Genomic DNA, 19,308 nt, shown 5'->3' on the forward strand with positions numbered 1-19,308 from the left:
CTCCAGGCGGAGTCCGTTCGTGAAGACACGCCCTCGGGCGTGGTGACGCGGCTTCCGTTCGCCTGGGTGCCGGGTGGCCGCCCGGCACCCAGGCTCTCGGCTCACGGCACGAGCAGTCCCCAGTGGACGGCCCACGGGACGAACACGACGGCCCCGCCCACCAGCAGCCCGACGCGCACTCCCCCGTTGTCCTTGCGCCGCCACCACGAAACCGCGGTCAGCACCCCGGCGACCACGACGCCAACCGAGATCAGCTGCAACGCGAGCCACGGCAGCGTCCGTCCGAAAAGGACGGGCCCCGGCGCCATCGCCGCACCCGTCGTCAAGGCGATGTAGTAGACGAGGAATCCCGCCGTGGCGAGCAGACCGGTCGACGCCAGCCAGCGGGCGGGCCGGGCGAACGGCACAACCTCCTTACGGCGGCGGAACAACGCCGTCACCGGATAGGCCGCGAACGCCAGCAACGCCAGCGCCCACACCGCGATCTGCGACCACGGCGCCTCGTACCAGGCCAGTGGCGCCAGTGCGGCACTCTCGCTCGCCTGCACCGGCGGCGGATCCGCGGACGGCTGGACAGGTCCGTCCTTCAGGCCGTTCACCCAGGTCCCGACGAGCTCGAGGTAGCCGGGCACGAAGCCGTCGAGCTTGTCGAATCCGTCCGTCGTCCGCCGGAGCCCGTGCTGGGCTTGGGGGAACACCTTCAGCGTGTACTGCCGGTTTCCCGTTCGCTCCAGCGTTTCCCGGAAGATGCGCACGGCCTCGCCGGGCGGGGTGAGCCGGTCCAGTTCACCCCACAACCCGAGCACCGGTTGCCGTACCTTCTCCAGCACCGGCACCGGGTCGTATCCGGCCTCGGGGAACACACCGGCGCCCGCGAGAGTCCGCATGTTCGTCGACGCGACCATGTCCACCATCGAGCCGGTGACCCCGCCTCGGCGCAGGTAGGTCTCGAAGGCCCAGGACTGCTGGCGGTCGGGTGAGACGCCGTTCGCCCCGACCGTGACCGCGAAAGCGACGTCCTTCGACTTCGACGCCGCCAGCGGGGCGACCCAGCCGCCCTCGCTCAAACCCCACACCCCGACACGGGCCGGATCCACGCCCGGATACGAACGCAGCGCCTGTACCGCGGCGAGCGCGTCGTCGGCCAGTACCGAGTAATCCCGCTCGAACAGTGAATAGCCTTCGGTGCGCTTGTCGTAGATCAACGTCGCGATCCCCGCTTTGGCGAAGGCCTCGGCCTCGGTGCGGTAGTCGTCCCGCTCGTGTTCTCCCGAGCCGTGCACCATGACGATCCCCGGTGCCGGACCGCCGCCTTCCGGCGCCACCACCGTTCCGCGCAAGGTGACGCCATGACTGGCGAACGAGACGTCGCCGGTGGGAGCGGCGCCCGGCACCGGCGACGAAACCGCCATGACGGCCGCGAGCAGCGCGGCGATCATCGCCTGCTCACCCGGACCACCTCGAGTGACGGCGACGCGAGGATGTCCTGCAGGCCCATCGCGGTACCGACGGCCGCGATTCTCTTCCAGAGCAGCATGCTGCTCCCCCTTTACCTGTGAAGTCGTTCGTGAAGACACGCCGTCCGGCGTGGTGACGCGATCCCGGCGGTCGAGTGGCCGCTCTCCCACCGGTTCTTCAGTTCCCCTTCTGCCCTTCCTCCCGCACCTCCCCGTCCGGATCCGGGAACGCCGTCCAGCGGACGAACACCTTCCGCGTGCCCGGGCCGGGCTCCGCCCGCCAGTAGCGGCGCAACAGCTCCAGGTACTCCTCCCAGAACTGCTTGAGCTCCTCGATGTTCACGTGCACCGCGCCACGGGAGAACACCAGCGCGTCACCCCATTCGCCCAGTTCGCCGCGCCGTTCGAGGAAACGCGCCATCTGTTCGAGGTCCTCGGTGAACGCCGCACGCTGCACCTCGTCGAACACCGCGCGCATCTCTTCGCTCTGCTGGCTGTGCCGCGGCCAGCGGATGTCCCGCGACCTGGCTCGCCACCAGCGCTCCTTGCCGTGCGCGAGTTCCGGCGCCTCCTCGACGAAGTTGTACTTCGCCAGTTCCCGCAGGTGATAGCTGGTCGCGCCCGAACTCTCCCCCAGTTCCTTCGCCAGCTTCGTCGCTGTCGCCGGGCCCCGGCCCAACGACTCCATGATCCGTCTGCGCAACGGATGCATCACCGCCTTGAGCACGGCGGGATCGGTGATCTCTTCGGGGGGCGGTGGGCCGGTCATGACACCAAGGTAGCCGTGCAAAGGAGATTATGCAAAGACATCTTTGCACGCGGTTCAGACCAGTCGCGCGGAGCGGCCGAGGATTCTGCTGGCGTTTCGGTGAACTCAGCGTGAAATTGACAACTTCACTACGAAGGTCTTGTGCCGGGCGGACGAAATCCCGGCGGGCTCGCAGGTTTTTCGTTGTGTCTTCCCCGAAATTCGGTTGTATCCGATAGTTTTGCCCGGAGTCGACCTAGCGGGAGAGAACATGCCGAAGCACCGCCCTCGACAGCCGGACAGGTTGTCCGCCCGGCACCGGACGGCCTTCGCGCTCGCCGGTGGCGCACTCGCCGTCCTGCCCGCGGTCACCGCGTCGGCCGGTCCCGACACCCCGATCGCGGCGGCGAAGGAAACCGCGCCGCAGAATCAGGTGACGCCCTGGCGGCCGCCCGCCGGCACCGTCCCGGAGATCGCGGTCGACGGCAGTCTCCCCGAGCCGCCCAACCCGGATCCCCTGATCGTCCCCGGCGGCACCGGCAACGTCGGCGGCTCGTTCGCGCCGTCGGGTGCGCTCGGCATCCCCGCCAGCATGATGAAGGCCTACCGCAACGCGGCGGACATCCTCGCCAAGGAACTGCCGGGCTGTCACATCGACTGGGCGCTCATCGCCAGCATCGGCCGGATCGAGTCCAACCACGCGCGCGGCGGCTATGTCGACGCCAAGGGCAACACCCTCGAGCCGATTCTCGGTCCGCAGCTCAACGGCGCCGGCCCCTTCGCCGCGATCTCCGACACCGACGGCGGCAAGTACGACGGCGACACGGTCTGGGATCGCGCCGTCGGCCCGACGCAGTTCATCCCGTCCACGTGGAAGGGCTACGCCTCCGACGGCAACGGCGACGGCGAGTCGAACCCGAACAACATCTACGACGCGACCCTGGGTTCGGGCCGGTACCTCTGCTCCGGCGGAGTCGACCTGACGTCCGAGCAGACCCAGCGCGTCGCCGTGTACCGCTACAACCACTCGCTGTCCTATGTGGACACTGTGATCCGGTGGGCGGTCACCTACCGTGGCGGTGTCGCCACGTTCCCCGACAGCCAGGTCCCCGTCGGTGCCCCCGACTCCCAGGACGTCGCCGCCGGCACGCCCGACGGCCAGGTGCCGGTGCCGACCCTGCCCGGTGCTCCCCCGCCTGGCACGACCACACCGCCGCCGTCCACGCCGCCCGGTTCGTCGCTGCCGCCGAGCAGCAGCGCGCCGCCGAGCAGCTCCTCACCGTCGAAGCCGAGCAGCACGCCGCCTTCGTCGACGCCACCGTCGTCGAACCCGCCCTCCTCGACACCGCCTTCGAGCACCCCGCCGTCTTCGACGCCTCCGCCGTCGAGCACCACGACCACGCCGCCGCCTGCCTCCACCCCGGCGGGCGACACCGGCGACGCGACCCCCACCAGCTCCGCTTCGCCGACTCCGTGACACCCGCGTTTAGTCCTCTGAATGCGGCACACTGACCGGAATGTCCTGAACGTGTGCCGCGTTACCTTCCCTCGTAGATCGTCAAGCCGAGAGAAGTGAGACACGGATGTCGTCGATGGTCATGACCGCCGAAGAACGGGAAGCCTTCCTGAGCGAGGTTCACATCGGGGTCCTGGCGGTGGAACGGGAAGGACGGGCGCCGCTGGCCGTACCGGTCTGGTACGACTACGAGCCCGGCGGGGAACTCCTGATCTGGATGGACGGCGGTTCGGTCAAGGACAAGGCCATCAAGAAGGCGGGCAGGCTCAGCCTGGTCGCCCAGACCGAGACCCTGCCGTACAAGTACGTGACCGTCGAGGGTCCGGTCGTCGCCAACGACGTGCCCCCGACGCGGGAGCAGGCGCTGAAGATCGCGCAGCGCTACCTCCCCGGCGACGAAGGCGCGAAGTACGTCGACGGCGCGCTCAGCGACAAGTCCGTGCTGGTCCGGGTCCGGCCGGAGAAGTGGCTGAGCAACGACCAGTCCAAGGCGTAGCACCGGATGAGATGAACGGGACTTTCCTCTCGTTTTTCGCGAGGAAAGTCCCGTTCATCTCACGCCCTCATCCCGCGATCGGCTCGAACTCGACCACGCTGTCGAGCGCCCTGCCCATCGCGGCGTTCCCTTCGCGTTCGATCATGATCTCCACCAGCACCGGCCGCGAGGTCCGCTCGGCCTCCTTGCGCGCCCATTCCAGCGACGCCCGGATCTCGCCCGGCTCGGTCACTCGGGTGCCGGAGCAGCCGTAGGCCTCCATGACCTTCACGTTGTCCGTGCCGATCTTGTCGTAGTGGATGTCGACCTCGAAGTTCATCTCGTAGCCGGTTTCGGCCTGCCGGATGAGCCCGAGATACTCGTTGTTCAGCATGATCAGCACGAACCCGACGTCGTACTGCGCGGCCACCGCCAGCTCCTCGACCAGGAACTGGAACGAGTAGTCCCCGACGACGCCGACCACTTCGGCGTCCGGCTTCGCCTTCTTGACCCCGATCGCCGCCGGGATCTCCCAGCCGAGTGGGCCGGCCTGCCCGCACACCTGGTAGTGGCGGGGCTTGTGCGCGCGCTGGAACTGCCCGGACCAGATCTGGTACAGCCCGATCGCGGTGACGAAGTAGGCGTCCTCGCCGTAGAACTCGTTGATCTCCTTGAACACCCGCGGCGCCTTGATCGGCGTGTCGTCGAAGTCCTCCCGCCGCGGCAGGCTCTTCTTGAGTTCACCGATCCGCCGCGGCCACGCCCGATCCCGCGCCGGGGACCGGTGCGACGCCGCCTCGATCAGCGCGTCCAGGAAAGCGCCCGTGTCGGACACGATCCCGAGATCCGGACCGAACACCTTGCCCAGCTGCGTGGGCTCGATGTCGACGTGGATGAATTTACGGCTGCCGCGATAGACCTCCAGCTCACCGGTGTGCCGGTCACCGAACCTGGCACCCAGCGCGAGCACGAGGTCGGCTTCGAGGAAGGCCGCGTTCGCCCACCGCTGCGACGTCTGGATGCCGGCCATCCCGGCGAACAGCTCGTGATCCTCGGGGAAGGTACCCTTGCCCATCAACGTCACGCCGACCGGGACGCCGAGCAGTTCGGCCGCGGTCCGCAGCCGGTCGCTCGCGCCGCCGAGGACCACGCCGCCGCCCGCGAGGATCAGCGGCCGGTCCGCGGCGAGCAGCAGATCGAGCGCCCGCTCCACCCTGGCGGGCGACGGCGTGACCGTGGTGACCGGCAGCGGCGAATCGATGCTGGAGTCCCATTCGATCTCCTGCCGCTGGACGTCGATCGGGAGATCGATCAGCACCGGCCCTGGACGGCCGGACCGGGCGACGCGGAACGCCTCCCGGAACACCCACGGCAGCTGCGCCGCCTCCTTGACCTGGACCGCCCATTTGGTCACCGGCTTGGCGATCTCGACGATGTCGACGGCCTGGAACGCCTCGGTGTGCAGCTTGCGAGAATCGGCCTGCCCGGTGACGCACAGGATCGGGATCGAGTCCGCCTGCGCGGTGTAGAGCCCGGTGATCATGTTCGTCCCGGCCGGGCCTGAGGTACCGATCGCGACGCCGACGTTGCCGGTGGTCCTCGCCCAGCCGTCGGCCATATGGGTAGCGCCCTCTTCGTGGCGCACGATCAAATGCTCGATGCCGCTGCCCTGCATGGCGTGGTACAGCGGGAGGATCGCGGCGCCGGGGCAGCCGAACGCGGTGTCGACGCCCTCACTGATCAGGACGTCGACGACGGCCCGCATGGCGGGGATTCTGGGCATTCCTCACTCCTTGCTTTCCGCGCCGGACAACGCTTCGACGACCTTCAGCAGTGCGGAATGATCGAGCGAGCCGTGTCCCATCGCCCGTCCGGCGGCGACGAGCTGGGCGACCAGCCCGGTGAGCGGCAGCGCGACCTCGGCCTGCCTCGCGGCGGCGAGCGCGATACCCATGTCCTTGTGGTGCAGGTCGATCCGGAAACCCGGCGCGAAGTCCCGCGCCACCATGGATTTCCGCTTGAGTTCGAGGATCCGGCTGCCCGCCAGCCCGCCCGCGAGCACGTCCAGCCCCACCCCGGCGTCCACACCGGACGCTTCGAGCAGCACGATCGCCTCGGCGATCAGCCCGTAGGTCCCGCCGACCACCAGCTGGTTGGCCGCTTTGACGACCTGACCGGCACCGTGTGGCCCCACGTGGACGACCGTCTTGCCGACGGCCTCCAATATCGGCAGCGCGGCCGCGAAGTCCTCGTCCGCACCACCGACCATAATGGACAGGGACGCCTGTTCGGCGCCGGCTTGACCACCCGAAACGGGCGCGTCCAGCACTCGGATCTCCCGCTCGCCCGCCCGTTCGGCCACCTCGATGGAGGTCTCCGGCCGGATCGTGCTCATGTCGATCAGGAGGGTCCCCGGTTTCGCCGACTCCAGCACCCCGCCCTCGGCCAGCACGACGGCCTCGACCTGCGGGTGGTCCGGCAGCATGGTGATGACGACTTCCGCGCCCGAGACGGCGTCCGTCACCCCGCTCGCGGCCCGGCCGCCCGCCGCTTCCAGCCTCGCGAGCGCGTCGGCGTTCGTGTCGAATCCGCTCACCTCGTGCCCGGCCGCGACGAGATGTCCCGCCATCGGCCCGCCCATGATCCCCAGCCCGATGAAACCCAGCTTGGTCATGCCAGTCCCCTTCGTTCGAAAGGCAGCCACGACAGCGATTCCGCGCTCGGCCCGGCGGGCTTGTACTCCACGCCGACCTGCCCGCGGTAACCCGCCGTCTGCAGCTTTTCCAGGTATCCCTCGATGTCCAGCGTTCCGGTCCCCGGCTGGTGCCGCCCTGGGGCATCGGCGATCTGCACATGGCCGATCCGTCCGGTGTGGACGGTCGTGACCGTGTCGAGGTCGTCACCGTTGACCGCCAGGTGGTACAGGTCGGCCAGCAGCTTCACGTTGTCCCGCCCGAGTTCGTCGAGCACCTTCAGCACGTCGTCCGCGGTCTTGAGCGGATACTTCTCCGCTCCCGACAACGGCTCCAGGACGATCTCCGCACCGATCCGCGCGGCGGCGTCCGAGGCGAGCGCGAGGTTCTCCCGGCCGAGCTTGTCCTGCTCGGCCGCGTCGGCACCGTCGAGACGGTTGCCGTAGAGGGCGTTGAACCGGCGGCAGCCGAGCCGCTCGCCGAGTTCGATCGCGGAAGCGATGCCGTGGGCGAACTCCTCCTCCCGGCCGGTCCAGGTGACCAGGCCGCGATCGCCGCCCGCCATGTCACCGGGGAAGAAGTTCAGCCCGGTCACCGCGACTCCCGCCTTCTCTACCGACGCCACGAACTCGTCGACCTCGGCGGTGCCCGGTACCGGCGTCTCGAACGGCCACCAGTACTCGACCGCGGTGAATCCCGCCGCCCGCGCCGCCTCCGCGCGCTCCAGGAGCGGCAACTCGGTGAAGACCATCGACAGGTTCAGCACGTAGGGCAGCGCATGACGCGAACCGGCAAGATCAGCCATCGAAACCTCTGCAATTTCGCTATGCGGAAACTTTCTTTCGTATATCGAGAATAGCTCGCCGAACTGACCTCGGTCAACGGGCAGCTCCGGAGCGAGATGAGCGGTCCGCGGGGTGGAAGTCCACGAATTGTCGGACCCTGTCGTTATCGTCGACCGCCATGAACACGACGCCATTCCGAGCCCGGGTCCCGGAGGCCGACCTCGAAGACCTCCGCGATCGGCTCCGCCGTACCCGCTGGCCGGAGAACGAGACCGTCGACGACTGGTCGCAAGGGGTCCCCGCCGCTTACCTGCGCGAACTTTGCGCGTACTGGGCGGAGACCTACGACTGGCGTGCCGCGGAGTCCCGGCTCAACGCGATCCCCCAGTTCCGGACCGAGATCGACGGCCTCGGTATCCACTACCTGCACGCCCGTTCCCCGCATCCCGGCGCGCTGCCGCTGATCCTCACGCACGGCTGGCCGGGTTCGGTCTTCGAGTTCCTCGACGTGGTCGGTCCGCTCACCGATCCGGTCGCGCACGGCGGCGATCCGGCCGACGCCTTCCACGTCGTCGTCCCGTCCCTTCCCGGCTACGGCTTCAGCGACAAACCGGCCGAGACCGGCTGGTCGATCCAGCGCATCGCCGACGCGTGGGTCCGCCTCATGACAGGCCTGGGTTACGAACGCTTCGGCGCGCAAGGCGGCGACTGGGGCACGAGCATCACCACGCTGATGGGACGGACGGCTCCCGAACGCCTCGTCGGGATCCACCTCAACCCGCCGCTGGCGGCACCGGATCCGGCGACGTTCGACGACCTGACCGAGTTCGAGCGGAAGTCTCTCGAAGACCTCGAACAAGCCAAAGTGGACGGTTCCGGCTACGCGAACCAGCAGGCGACCCGGCCGCAGACGATCGGCTACGCGCTGGCGGATTCTCCGGTGGCGCTGTGCGCGTGGATCCTCGAAAAGTTCCAGGCCTGGACGGATTGTGACGGCCATCCGGAGAACGCGCTGAGCCGCGACGCCATGCTCGACGACATCACGCTCTACTGGCTGACCGGCACCGGCGCCTCGTCGGCCCGGTTGTACTGGGAGAGTTTCGCCGAGGTCTCGAGCTGGTTCTCCGACTCCACTGTGGACAAGATCGCCGTTCCGACCGGATGCTCGATCTTCCCGCGCGAGACACCGCGTCCGTCGCGGCGCTGGGCCGAGCGCCGGTTCACCGACATCCGGTACTGGAACGAGCTCGAGCGGGGTGGGCACTTCGCGGCCTTCGAACAGCCGGGCGTTTTCACCGAGGAGGTGCGGTCGTTCTTCCGGCTCGTACGCTGATCGCTTGACCGTGACACCGTGTCAGGTTGTCTGGTGGGAGGCGTCATGTTCAGCATCGGAGATTTCGCCAAACACGGCCGGGTGTCGGTCCGGATGCTGCGTCACTACGACGCCATCGGGCTGCTGCGGCCGGCCCACGTCGACCCGTTCAGCGGCTACCGGTCCTACACCGGCGAACAGCTGGCCCGGCTCAACCGGGTGATCGCGCTCAAGGATCTCGGTTTCACGCTCACGCAGGTGCAGGAGATCCTCGACACCCGGATCGGCGTGGACGAGCTGCGCGGGATGCTTGGGACCGTTGATCGCCTACTACGAAGACGACTCCGACGGCGACCAGGTGCTGATCCACGCCGCCGTCCCGATCTCGGCCGAAACGAGCGGAAAGGAAGGGTTTTCGACGGTGAACCTCGCCGAGGTGCCGTCCGCGGCGACGATCCTGCACCGGGGTTCGCTGGAGACCGCGCTCTCCAGCTACCAGGCGCTGGCGAAGTGGGTCGACACGCACGGGTACCGCGCGAGCGGGCCGGCGCGGGAGTTCTACCTCGAATGCCCCGGACAACGGCGACAAGTGGGTCACCGAGCTGCAGCAGCCGATCGCCAAGGACTGACGCCTCAATGCCCGGTTCTGCTTTTGCTCGCGTGAGGTACATGATGGCCCCCTTCCTTGCGCTAGGCGCAAGGAAGGGGGCCATCATGTACTGAGAAAGGTGTGGCTATCTTCCGCGCATGACGACGTACACGCCGCCGCAGCGGACGGCCACGCTCGCCGACGCGCCCGCCATCGCGGCGCTGATGAGGGCTTCGGTACTGGAGTTGTTCCCCCGGTTCTACGACGAACGGCAGACCGCGAGCGCGGCGGAGCACATCGCGCACCTCGACCTGCGGTTGATCGAGGACGGCACCTACTTCGTGCATGAGGCGGATGGCGAAATCGTCGCCTGCGGCGGTTGGAGCAGACGCAACAAGATGCACGCCGGCGCCGGTGACGCGGCGGACGACGACCGCCCGCTCGACCCGGCCACCGAACCCGCGCGGGTTCGCGCCATGTTCGTCCGCGGTGACTGGACCCGGCGGGGGCTCGGGCGCGCGATCCTCGAATCGTGCCGCCTCGCGGCGAAAGCCGAAGGGTTCACGTCGCTGACGCTGACCGCGACCATGCCCGGTGTTCCGCTGTACCGCGCGTTCGGCTTCACCGAGGTCGAGCGGGTGACGGTGACGACGCCCGACGGCGTCGACGTCCCTGGCGCCGTGATGGTCCGGGACATCGACCGGCCGGATAGCATCGGCGAATGATCTCCGGGGCCACCGCACTCTCGTTCGTCTTGGTCTGCCTGCTCGGCGCTATGGCGCCCGGTCCGGATTTCCTGGTGGTGACCCGCAGCGCGATCCTCGGCGGGCGCAAGGCCGGGATCGCCGCCGGACTCGGGATCGCGCTCGGCGTCTTCGTCTGGGTGGTCGCGATCGCGCTCGGTGTCGCGGCGATTCTCACCGCGTCGGCGATCGCCTTCACCGTGGTGAAACTGATCGGCGCCGCTTACCTGGTCTTCCTCGGCGTCAAAGCCTGGCTGGCGGTGCGCCGCGGCGACTACAGCGAACTCAAGGACAAGGTGACGCCGGTCGTCGCGCCAAGGGCGGCGTTCCGGCACGGGCTGCTCACCAATCTGCTCAACCCGAAGGTCGCGGTGTTCTTCCTCGCCCTGCTCCCCCAGTTCCTTCCGCACACGGCCTCGACAGCGCAGACCCTGCAGCTGGCGATGCTGGCCACCGCGGTGGCCGTCGTGTGGACCTTCGTCCTGGCGACACTGGTCGGTTCGCTGCGGAAGTTCTTCTCCACCGGCCGGGTGCGGCGCGCGATGGACGCGGTGATGGGCACCTTGCTCGTCGGGCTCGGGATCAGGGTCGCCGTCCAGAGCTGAAGGTGCCCATCACCATCACTGCCGGCTACAGGGATTCAGCGGCGAGACGCGTGCCCTCGACCCGAGCGGCGATCTTGGCGAACGCGATCTCCCGCGACGTCGACGTGTCGTCGGCGAACGGCGAGAAACCGCAGTCGTCGCACGTGCCCAGCCGCTCGGCCGGGATGTACCGCGCCGCCTGGAGCACCCGGTCCCGAACCTCCTCGGCCGTTTCGACGCGCGGGTCGATCGGGTCGGTCACGCCGACGAAGATCCGCTGCTCCGGCCGGGAGTGCGCGGCGATCACGCCGAGCGCCCGCTCGGGATCCGCCTCGCTGGCCAGCTGCACGTAGACGTTGCCCACCTTCAACTGGAACAACGTCGGCAGTAGTTCGGCATAGTCGACATCGAGGCTGTGCACCGAGTCCTGATCCCCGCCGGGGCAGGTGTGCACGCCGATCTTCTTGCGCTCCTCCTCGGAAAAGCGCTCCAGAACGGCGTTGTTCAGATCCACAAAGGACTGCAACAGCCCGCCGGACGGGTCGAGCTTCAGCGACAGTCTGCCTTCGGTGAAGTCGATCTGGACGCTGTCCGCGCCCGCGTCGAGACTGCCGCGGATATCCGCCTCCGCTTCGTTCACCAGGTCGGCGATGAACTGTTCTTTGCTATATCCGGCCAATTCTTCACCGGGATAAACGAGGCTCACCGCCGAAGCCGCGATCACCGCCTGCTTGACCGGCCTGGTCGCGTACTTCTTGGCCTCGCGCAGATAAGCGGCGGCGTGGGTCTGGTAGCGGAACGGGCCGGCGGTGAGCCGCGGAAGCTGCCGGGTGTGCCCGTCGGCGAAGGGGATGACGACCCCGTCCGGCGCGAGCGAATCCAGGCCCGCCAAAGGATATGTGGCGAAGCTCGGCTTACCTTGTTCACCATCGGTGACGACCGGGGAACCGGTCTCCTCCAACCGATTGATGGTCTCCACGAGAGCTTTTTCCTTCGCCTCATCGAGCCCGTCGGCGTCCAGCCGGCCGGCCGCGTGCTCACCGAGAGCTTCCAGGAGATACGCCGGACGGGGAATGCTGCCGATCGGTTCGGTGGGTATCGTCATCGTGCGTTTTCCTCCCAGGTGAAGCCGCCTACGGTCGTGATCACGAAAACTACCGATCATTCCCTTCGTTGAAGATCTTTCTGCGTGCGGAGACCCCGAATGGGCCAATGCGGTCCAGTCGAACGCACCATTCACCGGACGTATAGGTCGTTATACGAAATCCGGTTGAAGTTCGACGCTTATCCCGCCCTGGTCTTGGGTATTCCCTCGTTGTCGAGCGGGCGCGCGCCGAAGGAGCAACCGATGCTGAGCCATCACGATCGGCAGGAATTGGAGAAGATCGAGCGCTGGTTCGAGCTCACCGAGCCGGCCTTGGCCGCTCGGCTCCGGTCCGGCAAACCCGCGCCGCCTCCCCTCCTCCGGCTGGCGGTCGTGCTGAGCATCGATGTGACCGCCGGACTGCTGATGCTGCTGGGCTTGGTGACGAACAGCCCGGCCCTGCTGCTGGTCGGGATGATCACCGTGACCGCGGCCGTGATCGTTCACCTGTCGCGATTCGGGCGCGACTGACCGCCTTCCCGTACGCCGGTAGAGTCCGGGCGATACGTCCGGTTCACTGGGAGGAAGACCATGCGGTTCATGATCATCATCAAGGCGGACGAGGATTCCGAAGCCGGGAAGATGCCGCCGATGGAAGCCTTGACCGCCATGGCGAAGTTCAATCAGGAGATGCTCGACGCCGGAGTGCTGGTAGGCGGCGAAGGTCTGCAGGAAAGCTCGAAGGGCGCGCGGGTCACCCTCAGTGCCGCGGGAGCCACCGTCACCGATGGCCCGTTCACCGAAGCCAAAGAACTCGTCGGTGGCTTCTGGATCGTCGACGTGCCGTCACGCGCCGAAGCGATCGAATGGGCGAAGCGCTGCCCCACTCCCCCGCACGGCGACACCGTGCTGGAGATCCGCAAGATCCTCGAAGCCGAGGACTTCGGCGAGAACTTCACGCCGGAACTGCAGGAGAACGAGCAGCGTATGCGCGACGAGATCGCCGAACGGTCTTAAGCTCGCCGTATGACCGTCCGGGAGTGGGTGCTCCACGTCGACCTCGACCAGTTCATCGCTGCTGTCGAGGTCGCCCGGCGGCCTGAGCTGCGCGGGAAGCCCGTCGTCGTCGGCGGCAACGGTGACCCGACCGAACGGGCCGTGGTGGCGACGGCGTCGTACGAAGCGCGAGAATTCGGCATCCAGTCCGGGATGCCGTTGCGGACCGCCGCGAAACGCTGTCCCGAAGCGATCTTCCTGGCCACGGACGCCCCCGCCTACCAAGAGGTCTCCGACCGGGTGATGGCGACGCTCCGCGAATTCCCGGTGGTGGTCGAGGTACTCGGCTGGGACGAGGCGTTTCTCGGAGCCGCCACCGACGATCCCGAAGCCCTCGCCGCCGACATCCGGCGAGTGGTCGCCGAGGAGACCGGGCTGTCCTGCTCGGTCGGCGTCGGGGACAACAAGCTGCGGGCCAAACTCGCCACCGGCTTCGCCAAACCGGCCGGGGTCTTCCGGCTCGTCCAGGAGAACTGGTGGGACGTCATGGCCGAGAGGCCGACGGACGCGCTGTGGGGCATCGGCGCCAAGACCACGAAAAAGCTCGCGGCGGCCGGCTATCACACCGTGCTGGACCTGGCGGGCGCCGAAGCGGCCGACCTCGCCGCACGGTTCGGCCCGAAGCTCGGCCCGTGGTACCGGATCCTCGCCGGCGGAATCGGGGACGCCGAGGTCACCGCGACGCCGTACGTCGCCCGATCCCGCAGTCGTGAGACCACGTTCCAGCAGAACCTGACCGACCCCGAGGCCATGGCCGCCGAGGTCGTCGCACTGGCGAAACGCGTTTCACAGGACGTGGCCGACGAAGGCAGGCCCGCCGCGCGGGTCGCGGTCAAGATCCGGTTCGCGCCGTTCTTGACCCACACTCACAGCGTGACCCTGCCCGCACCCACCGCGGACCCGGGTGAGATCGAGAAGGCGGCGCTGGCCGTGCTCGACATGTTCGACCTCGGCAGACCGGTCCGCCTGCTGGGCGTCCGCGCCGAATTCTCCGCCGCGGCGGCGCGATCCACGTCGCCTTGACAGCGCTCGCGGCGCTTTGCCATCCTGGTTTCGGGCCGAGAGGCGCTGCGACGGAATTCTTCCGCCACGCTCGGCCCGCCGTGACAGACGTAAGGGCGCCTCCCATCGCGGAGGTGTCCCTTTTTTGCGTTGTAACACTTTTCCGGCTGCCGCCGTCTTCGCGGCCGCACGCTGACCTCCCGTGTTGACTCCGTTCTTCCCGCCATCGGCGGGAAGAACCGCTCCGCCCTGCCTTCCTTCACGATTGGAGAACCTGTGAGTCCTACCCTGACCAAGGTCAACGGGATCGAATTCGCCGTCGCCGACCTTTCCCTCGCCGAGGCCGGCCGCAAGCAGCTGCGTCTCGCCGAGGTCGAGATGCCCGGCTTGATGGCGCTGCGCCGCGAATTCGCCGCCTCGCAGCCGCTCAAGGGGGCGCGTGTCGCGGGTTCGCTGCACATGACCGTGCAGACCGCCGTGCTGATCGAAACGCTCGTCGCGCTGGGCGCCGAAGTGCGCTGGGTGTCCTGCAACATCTTCTCCACGCAGGACGAGGCGGCCGCGGCCGTCGTCGTCGGCCCGAACGGCACCGTCGACGCCCCCTCCGGTTCGGCCGTGTTCGCGTGGAAGGGCGAGACGCTCGCCGAATACTGGTGGTGCACGGACCAGCTCTTCGACTTCGGTGACGGCCGCGTCCCGAACATGATCCTCGACGACGGTGGTGACGCGACCATGCTGATCCACAAGGGCGTCGAGTTCGAGGCCGCCGGTGCCGTCCCGCAGCCGACCGACGACGACCCGGAGGAATACCACTCCGTGCTGCGCACGCTGAGCGAGAGCCTCGCGCGTGACGCCGGCCGGTTCACCCGCATCGCCAAGGAGGTCCGCGGGGTCACCGAGGAGACCACCAACGGCGTCAAGCGGCTCTACAAACTCGCCAAGGAAGGCGAGCTGCTGTTCCCGGCGATGAACGTGAACGACTCGGTGACGAAGTCGAAGTTCGACAACAAGTACGGCATCCGTCACTCGCTCATCGACGGTCTCAACCGCGGCACCGACGTGATGATCGCGGGCAAGGTCGCCGTCGTCTGCGGTTACGGCGACGTCGGCAAGGGCGCGGTGGAATCGCTGCGCGGCCAGGGCGCGCGCGTGGTCGTCACCGAGATCGACCCGATCTGCGCGCTGCAGGCGGCGATGGAAGGGCTCGACGTCGTGGAACTCGACGACGTCGTCGAGCGCGGTGACATCTTCATCACCACCACCGGCAACTTCGACATCATCATGGCCGACCAGATGGCCAAGATGAAGCACAACGCGATCGTCGCGAACGTCGGGCACTTCGACAACGAGATCGACATGGCCGGACTCGCGAAGATCCCGGGCATCCAGAAGATCGAGATCAAGCCGCAGGTGCACGAGTGGGTATTCCCCGCGACCGCCGACCGCGAAGCGCACTCGATCATCGTGCTGTCCGAGGGCAGGCTGATGAACCTCGGGAACGCGACCGGCCACCCGAGCTTCGTGATGTCGAACTCCTTCACCAACCAGACGATCGCGCAGATCGAGCTGTTCACGAAGCAGGGCGAGTACACCACCGACGTCCACGTACTACCGAAGCACCTCGACGAGAAGGTGGCGCGCCTGCACCTCGACGCGCTGGGTGTCCGGCTGACGAAGTTGACCAAGCGCCAGGCCGAGTACATCGGCGTGGACGTCGAGGGGCCGTACAAGCTGGACCACTACCGGTACTGAGGTACGCCTCGTGAGTGGTAAGTACCTGAAGGCCCCCTTCCTTGCGCGTGACGGAAGGAAGGGGGCCATCACGGGCCGGCCGCTACCGAACTCACGCGCCGTAGGCGCTTGAACGCTTCCGAGCAGCAGCCATTAGGCCGAATGCGTGAAAACTGCGGCCGGATGGACCTGTTTCCGCACGCGAGAACCGGGCATCCCCTAGGTAGCCACACCCCGGCATCAACTCGGCCGGGCGACTACGAAGGAGAAGGTGCCCCGTGATCATTCTCGGCGTCATCCTGATTGTCATCGGTGTCATCGCCAGCATCCCCGTTCTGTACTCGATCGGGATCGCGCTCGCGGTCATCGGCATCATCCTGGCCGTTCTCGGGAACACCGGGAAGGCCATCGGCGGTCGCGCCCACTGGTACTGAGCACCGATCCGGCCCTGGTACTGAGTCCCCGGTACCAGCACGGAAACAGCACGGGCACGCGGCGTTCCCCTCACGCCGCGTGCCCGTGCTGTTTCCGTTCCCCGCCCGTCGGGTATCCACCTTGGACCAGGAGAAGGAGGGAAGCCGATGCCCGGAACAGACCCCCGCCCATACTTGACGGCGGCGAAATACCCGTGCGGACGCGATGAACTCCTGCGGGCCGCCGCGGCGGCCGGAGCGGGTGACGACGTCCTGGGTCCACTGGGGACACTTCCCGCGACCGACTACGCGGACGGAGACGGGGTCTGGGAAGCGGTGTGCGAGTGCGATGGCGCCTCGATCCACGACACCGCCAAGGAAGCACCGTGACATGAAGGGGTCCCCCGGCTCCGAGGGGGAGGGAGAGCCGGAGGACCCCGTCATAGTTAACACATTTCCGGCCCGGATGTACACGAATGCGTACACCTTCGGGTGGCAATCGGTCCTGATCGCCCCGATCGGGCCGGACTGGTGTATTCGCCGCCGGTCAGGAAGCCCGCAGCAGCAGGCGGGCCTCCACCTCCGCACACGTGCAGTCACCGTCGACGTCCAAGCAGTCGATCGTCAGTGTGTGCCGGGCGAAGTCGAAGTCGACGCAGCCGTCCTCACTGCATTCGGTGAACCCACCTTCGAGGTGGACCACCAGGGTTCCGTGGCAGTGGTCGAGACCGTCGGCGCAGAACGCGCACTCCATGCTCATGCCGCCTCCCGCGATCGTTCGAAGATCGCTTCGGAAAAGTTCTCCTCGATTGCCTTACTACCACCGAGGGACGACAGATTCTGGCATACGCGCGGCGTGTCGCGAGACCCGGGTGGGTGAGCCCGGCCACACCGTCCACAAAGGAGAGTCAGGCGCTCTTCGGGGTTCGCTTGCCCGTGGCGGGTTTCTTCGCCGCGGTGGCCTTCTTGGCGGACGACGCCGACGACTTCCGGCTCTTCTTCGCCTCGCTCACGCTGGCCTGCAACGCCTCCATGAGGTCGACGACGTCACCCTTCGCGCTGACGGCCTTCGGTTTCGTCGTCTCGCTCCCCGCGGCCTTGGCCTCGATCATGGCCTCCAGCGCCTCGCGGTAGGAGTCGGTGTATTTCTCGGGCTCGAACACCGGCTCCGAAAGCGAGTCGATCAGTGACCCCGCCATCGTCAGTTCCTGCGGCCGAACCTGCGGCGGGTCGTCGTGGAGGAAACCGAAGTCCGGGACGCGGACCTCGTCGGGCCACAGCATGGTCGTCATCACCAGGACATCGTTGTGCACCCGGAGGACGGCCAGGGCCTCCCGCTGCCGGATGGCGACCTTCGCGATCGCCACGTGACTGGCCTTCTGCAGCGCGTCACGCAGGACGACGTACGGCTTGACCGCGTTCTTCTGCGGCTCGAGGTAATAGGTCTTGTCGAAGTTGATCGGGTCGATCGACTCCAGCGGCACGAACTCGAGCACGTCGATCGCGCGTGACGAGGCCAGCGGCAGTTCGGCCATGTCCTCGTCGGTGAGCACGACCATCTCGCCGTCGGGCAGTTCGTAGCCCTTGGCGATCTCGGCGTAGGGCACTTCCTCGCCGTCGATCGTGCAGAACCGCTTGTACTGGATGCGGCCACCGTCGGACTCGTGCACCTGGCGCAGCGAGACGTTCTTGTTCTCGGTGGCCGCATAGAGCTGGATCGGGATGCTCACCAGCCCGAACGACACCGAGCCCTTCCACATCGAACGCATCGCGCCGCACCTCCACCGCCGTTACCGACTCGTACTCACGCTCGGTAACAACCGTAGCCCGAAACATCGGACGGCGACAGTCCCGTGAACCCGATCGCGGGACTGTCGCGGGCCGAAAATCACGCTTCGGCCAGGTACTTCTCCGCTTTGGCCGGGTCGAAGAACCAGTGCTGGAAGTCGGTGGGATCGGAGAATCCGTTCGCGAACCGCGTCGCCACGGCGGGGTTCTCCCCCGCCGCCCCGATGATCTGGAGCACGTGCGGTGGCGGCGGCTGCAGCATCGCGTTGGTCCAGGTCGTGACGTGCTGGGCGTACTCCCAGTACTTCTCGAACGCCGCCGTCATCCAATCGGCGTCGAACGGCTTGTCCCCGCGCTCGAGAATCGAGTCCAGATAGGACGCCGCGCAGTGGCTCGCGTTGTTGGAGCCCTGCCCGGTGATCGGGTCGTTGGCGACCACGACGTCGGCCATGCCCAGCACCAGCGTGCCCGAGGACAGCTTGCCGACCGCGTTCCGCACGACCGGGGTGTACCCGCCGGCCAGCGTCGCCTTCTCGTCGGTCAGCACGGCGTTCTTGGACCGCTCGTACTCCCACGGGAGGAACTGCTTCATCAGCGACAGGATCCGGTCGAGATGCTGCTGTGGCGAAGGCCGGTCGTTCCAGCAGTCCAACGGCCCGCCGGGGATGCCCTCGAAGAACAGGATGTCGCAGTTCCCGCTCAGCGTGTACGCCGGGATCATGAACAGCTCGCCGACCCCGGGGATGATGTTGAACCGCACGGCGGCCTTGTCCGGGTGTTCCGGCCGGGGTTCGAGGCCGTGTACGTAGGCCAGGGAGAGCGCGCGCTGCGGTTCGGTGTAGGGGGAACGCTCCGGAATGCGATCGAACAGCTGGACCAGCTCACCCTTGCCCGCCGCGATGACCACGAGGTCGTACAGCTTCGCCAGTGGCGCCAGGTCCGAGGTGGTGACGCCGTGGATGACGACCTTGCCGCCGCGGTCCTCGACCAGTTCGAGCCAGCCCGCCATCTTCACCCGCTGGTCCACCGACTGCGCGTACTGCTCCAGCGGCCCGAACCAGTCCAGCACCCGGCTGGAGTCCGGTCCGGCGATCGAGACGCCGAGCCCCTCCACCTTGACGGTCTCGTTCTCCCACAGGTTCAGCTGGTGGTCGCGCTCGTGCTGCAGCGCGGAGTGGAACATGCACTGGGTCGACATCACCTTGCCGGACCGGATCTCCTCCGGCGTCCGTGCCGACATCACCGTGACGTCGTAGTCGTGGTTCAGCAGGCTCAGTGCCAGCTGCAACCCCGACTGCCCGGCACCGACGATCAGAACCTTGCGCATCCTCT

General features: G+C 67.5%; 21 protein-coding genes and 1 pseudogene. 13 read left to right on the top strand and 9 right to left on the bottom strand.

All coding sequences use genetic code 11. From position 1 onward, the window contains the following. Nucleotides 1-101 precede the first annotated feature (101 nt). Together AVL48_RS11810 and AVL48_RS11815 are read right to left on the bottom strand one after the other, a co-directional pair. Nucleotides 102-1,439 carry an alpha/beta hydrolase family protein gene (locus tag AVL48_RS11810; RefSeq protein ID WP_143104810.1) on the bottom strand — a complete coding sequence of 446 codons (1,338 nt, stop codon included), beginning with the start codon at nucleotides 1,437-1,439 and terminating at the stop codon, nucleotides 102-104. Nucleotides 1,440-1,635: 196 nt separating this feature from the next. Continuing rightward, nucleotides 1,636-2,226: an ArsR/SmtB family transcription factor gene (locus AVL48_RS11815; protein ID WP_061982443.1), complete on the bottom strand. Its 591-nt coding sequence runs from the start codon at nucleotides 2,224-2,226 to the stop codon at nucleotides 1,636-1,638. Nucleotides 2,227-2,476: 250 nt separating this feature from the next. Here AVL48_RS11815 and AVL48_RS11820 point away from each other — a divergent pair, with 250 nt between their 5' ends. Continuing rightward, nucleotides 2,477-3,682, top strand: a complete 1,206-nt coding sequence (locus tag AVL48_RS11820; RefSeq protein WP_061982442.1) for a lytic transglycosylase domain-containing protein — start codon at nucleotides 2,477-2,479, stop codon at nucleotides 3,680-3,682. A 106-nt stretch (nucleotides 3,683-3,788) separates the two neighbouring features. Next, a complete protein-coding gene (locus tag AVL48_RS11825) occupies nucleotides 3,789-4,217 on the top strand; it encodes a pyridoxamine 5'-phosphate oxidase family protein (protein WP_061982441.1) in 429 nt (142 codons plus the stop codon). 67 nt (nucleotides 4,218-4,284) lie between these two features. On the opposite strand, the gene gcl is transcribed toward AVL48_RS11825, so the two are convergent. The 3 genes from gcl to AVL48_RS11840 are packed head-to-tail and all read right to left on the bottom strand — an operon-like array spanning nucleotide 4,285 to nucleotide 7,694. After that, complete coding sequence (gene gcl, locus AVL48_RS11830; protein WP_074038256.1) at nucleotides 4,285-5,979, bottom strand: glyoxylate carboligase; 1,695 nt, start codon at nucleotides 5,977-5,979, stop codon at nucleotides 4,285-4,287. Between the two features lie 3 nt (nucleotides 5,980-5,982). Then, nucleotides 5,983-6,870: a 2-hydroxy-3-oxopropionate reductase gene (locus AVL48_RS11835; protein ID WP_061982439.1), complete on the bottom strand. Its 888-nt coding sequence runs from the start codon at nucleotides 6,868-6,870 to the stop codon at nucleotides 5,983-5,985. Next, nucleotides 6,867-7,694 (bottom strand): hydroxypyruvate isomerase family protein, encoded by an 828-nt coding sequence (locus AVL48_RS11840; protein WP_061982438.1) that lies wholly within the window; start codon nucleotides 7,692-7,694, stop codon nucleotides 6,867-6,869. Before AVL48_RS11840 ends, AVL48_RS11835 begins: the two co-directional genes overlap by 4 nt. 158 nt (nucleotides 7,695-7,852) lie before the next feature. Here AVL48_RS11840 and AVL48_RS11845 point away from each other — a divergent pair, with 158 nt between their 5' ends. From AVL48_RS11845 to AVL48_RS11860, 5 genes and pseudogenes are all read left to right on the top strand, one after another. Beyond that, nucleotides 7,853-9,007, top strand: a complete 1,155-nt coding sequence (locus tag AVL48_RS11845) for an epoxide hydrolase family protein (protein ID WP_061982437.1) — start codon at nucleotides 7,853-7,855, stop codon at nucleotides 9,005-9,007. Nucleotides 9,008-9,100: 93 nt separating this feature from the next. Continuing rightward, nucleotides 9,101-9,202: pseudogene (locus tag AVL48_RS40820) on the top strand (MerR family transcriptional regulator); the annotation flags it as partial. Nucleotides 9,203-9,305: 103 nt separating this feature from the next. Then, the gene (locus AVL48_RS40825) at nucleotides 9,306-9,650 is read left to right on the top strand and encodes a GyrI-like domain-containing protein (protein WP_425266129.1); all 345 of its coding nucleotides are present in this window, start codon (nucleotides 9,306-9,308) and stop codon (nucleotides 9,648-9,650) included. Nucleotides 9,651-9,733: 83 nt separating this feature from the next. Next, nucleotides 9,734-10,300 carry a GNAT family N-acetyltransferase gene (locus AVL48_RS11855; protein ID WP_061982436.1) on the top strand — a complete coding sequence of 189 codons (567 nt, stop codon included), beginning with the start codon at nucleotides 9,734-9,736 and terminating at the stop codon, nucleotides 10,298-10,300. Further along, nucleotides 10,297-10,923: a LysE family translocator gene (locus tag AVL48_RS11860; RefSeq protein ID WP_061982435.1), complete on the top strand. Its 627-nt coding sequence runs from the start codon at nucleotides 10,297-10,299 to the stop codon at nucleotides 10,921-10,923. The genes AVL48_RS11855 and AVL48_RS11860 overlap by 4 nt, the downstream gene beginning before the upstream one ends. Nucleotides 10,924-10,948: 25 nt before the next feature. On the opposite strand, the gene AVL48_RS11865 is transcribed toward AVL48_RS11860, so the two are convergent. Further along, nucleotides 10,949-12,007, bottom strand: a complete 1,059-nt coding sequence (locus tag AVL48_RS11865; RefSeq protein WP_061982434.1) for a cobalamin-independent methionine synthase II family protein — start codon at nucleotides 12,005-12,007, stop codon at nucleotides 10,949-10,951. A 243-nt stretch (nucleotides 12,008-12,250) separates the two neighbouring features. Here AVL48_RS11865 and AVL48_RS11870 point away from each other — a divergent pair, with 243 nt between their 5' ends. From AVL48_RS11870 to AVL48_RS11890, 6 genes are all read left to right on the top strand, one after another. Next, the gene (locus tag AVL48_RS11870; protein WP_061982655.1) at nucleotides 12,251-12,517 is read left to right on the top strand and encodes a DUF3040 domain-containing protein; all 267 of its coding nucleotides are present in this window, start codon (nucleotides 12,251-12,253) and stop codon (nucleotides 12,515-12,517) included. A gap of 60 nt (nucleotides 12,518-12,577) precedes the next feature. Beyond that, nucleotides 12,578-13,003, top strand: a complete 426-nt coding sequence (locus AVL48_RS11875; protein ID WP_061982433.1) for a YciI family protein — start codon at nucleotides 12,578-12,580, stop codon at nucleotides 13,001-13,003. A gap of 9 nt (nucleotides 13,004-13,012) precedes the next feature. Continuing rightward, entirely contained in the window at nucleotides 13,013-14,065 is a 1,053-nt protein-coding gene (locus tag AVL48_RS11880; protein ID WP_061982432.1) for a DNA polymerase IV, read from the top strand. Nucleotides 14,066-14,320: 255 nt separating this feature from the next. Further along, a complete protein-coding gene (ahcY, locus tag AVL48_RS11885; RefSeq protein WP_061982431.1) occupies nucleotides 14,321-15,796 on the top strand; it encodes an adenosylhomocysteinase in 1,476 nt (491 codons plus the stop codon). A 257-nt stretch (nucleotides 15,797-16,053) separates the two neighbouring features. After that, a complete protein-coding gene (locus AVL48_RS39520; RefSeq protein WP_005159014.1) occupies nucleotides 16,054-16,209 on the top strand; it encodes a DUF6131 family protein in 156 nt (51 codons plus the stop codon). 147 nt (nucleotides 16,210-16,356) lie between these two features. Beyond that, nucleotides 16,357-16,578 carry a DUF2795 domain-containing protein gene (locus AVL48_RS11890; protein WP_061982430.1) on the top strand — a complete coding sequence of 74 codons (222 nt, stop codon included), beginning with the start codon at nucleotides 16,357-16,359 and terminating at the stop codon, nucleotides 16,576-16,578. 157 nt (nucleotides 16,579-16,735) lie between these two features. Here the strand turns inward: AVL48_RS11890 and AVL48_RS11895 are convergent, their stop codons facing one another. The 3 genes from AVL48_RS11895 to AVL48_RS11905 all read right to left on the bottom strand — a co-directional run bounded on the left by AVL48_RS11895 (nucleotide 16,736) and on the right by AVL48_RS11905 (nucleotide 19,303). Next, the gene (locus tag AVL48_RS11895; protein WP_082857616.1) at nucleotides 16,736-16,948 is read right to left on the bottom strand and encodes a hypothetical protein; all 213 of its coding nucleotides are present in this window, start codon (nucleotides 16,946-16,948) and stop codon (nucleotides 16,736-16,738) included. Nucleotides 16,949-17,096: 148 nt separating this feature from the next. Further along, nucleotides 17,097-17,957, bottom strand: a complete 861-nt coding sequence (gene ku, locus AVL48_RS11900; RefSeq protein ID WP_061982429.1) for a non-homologous end joining protein Ku — start codon at nucleotides 17,955-17,957, stop codon at nucleotides 17,097-17,099. A gap of 119 nt (nucleotides 17,958-18,076) precedes the next feature. Continuing rightward, a complete protein-coding gene (locus AVL48_RS11905; protein WP_061982428.1) occupies nucleotides 18,077-19,303 on the bottom strand; it encodes a styrene monooxygenase/indole monooxygenase family protein in 1,227 nt (408 codons plus the stop codon). Between the last annotated feature and the right edge of the window lie 5 nt (nucleotides 19,304-19,308).

This window comes from Amycolatopsis regifaucium (assembly GCF_001613935.1).
Taxonomy (GTDB): domain Bacteria; phylum Actinomycetota; class Actinomycetes; order Mycobacteriales; family Pseudonocardiaceae; genus Amycolatopsis; species Amycolatopsis regifaucium.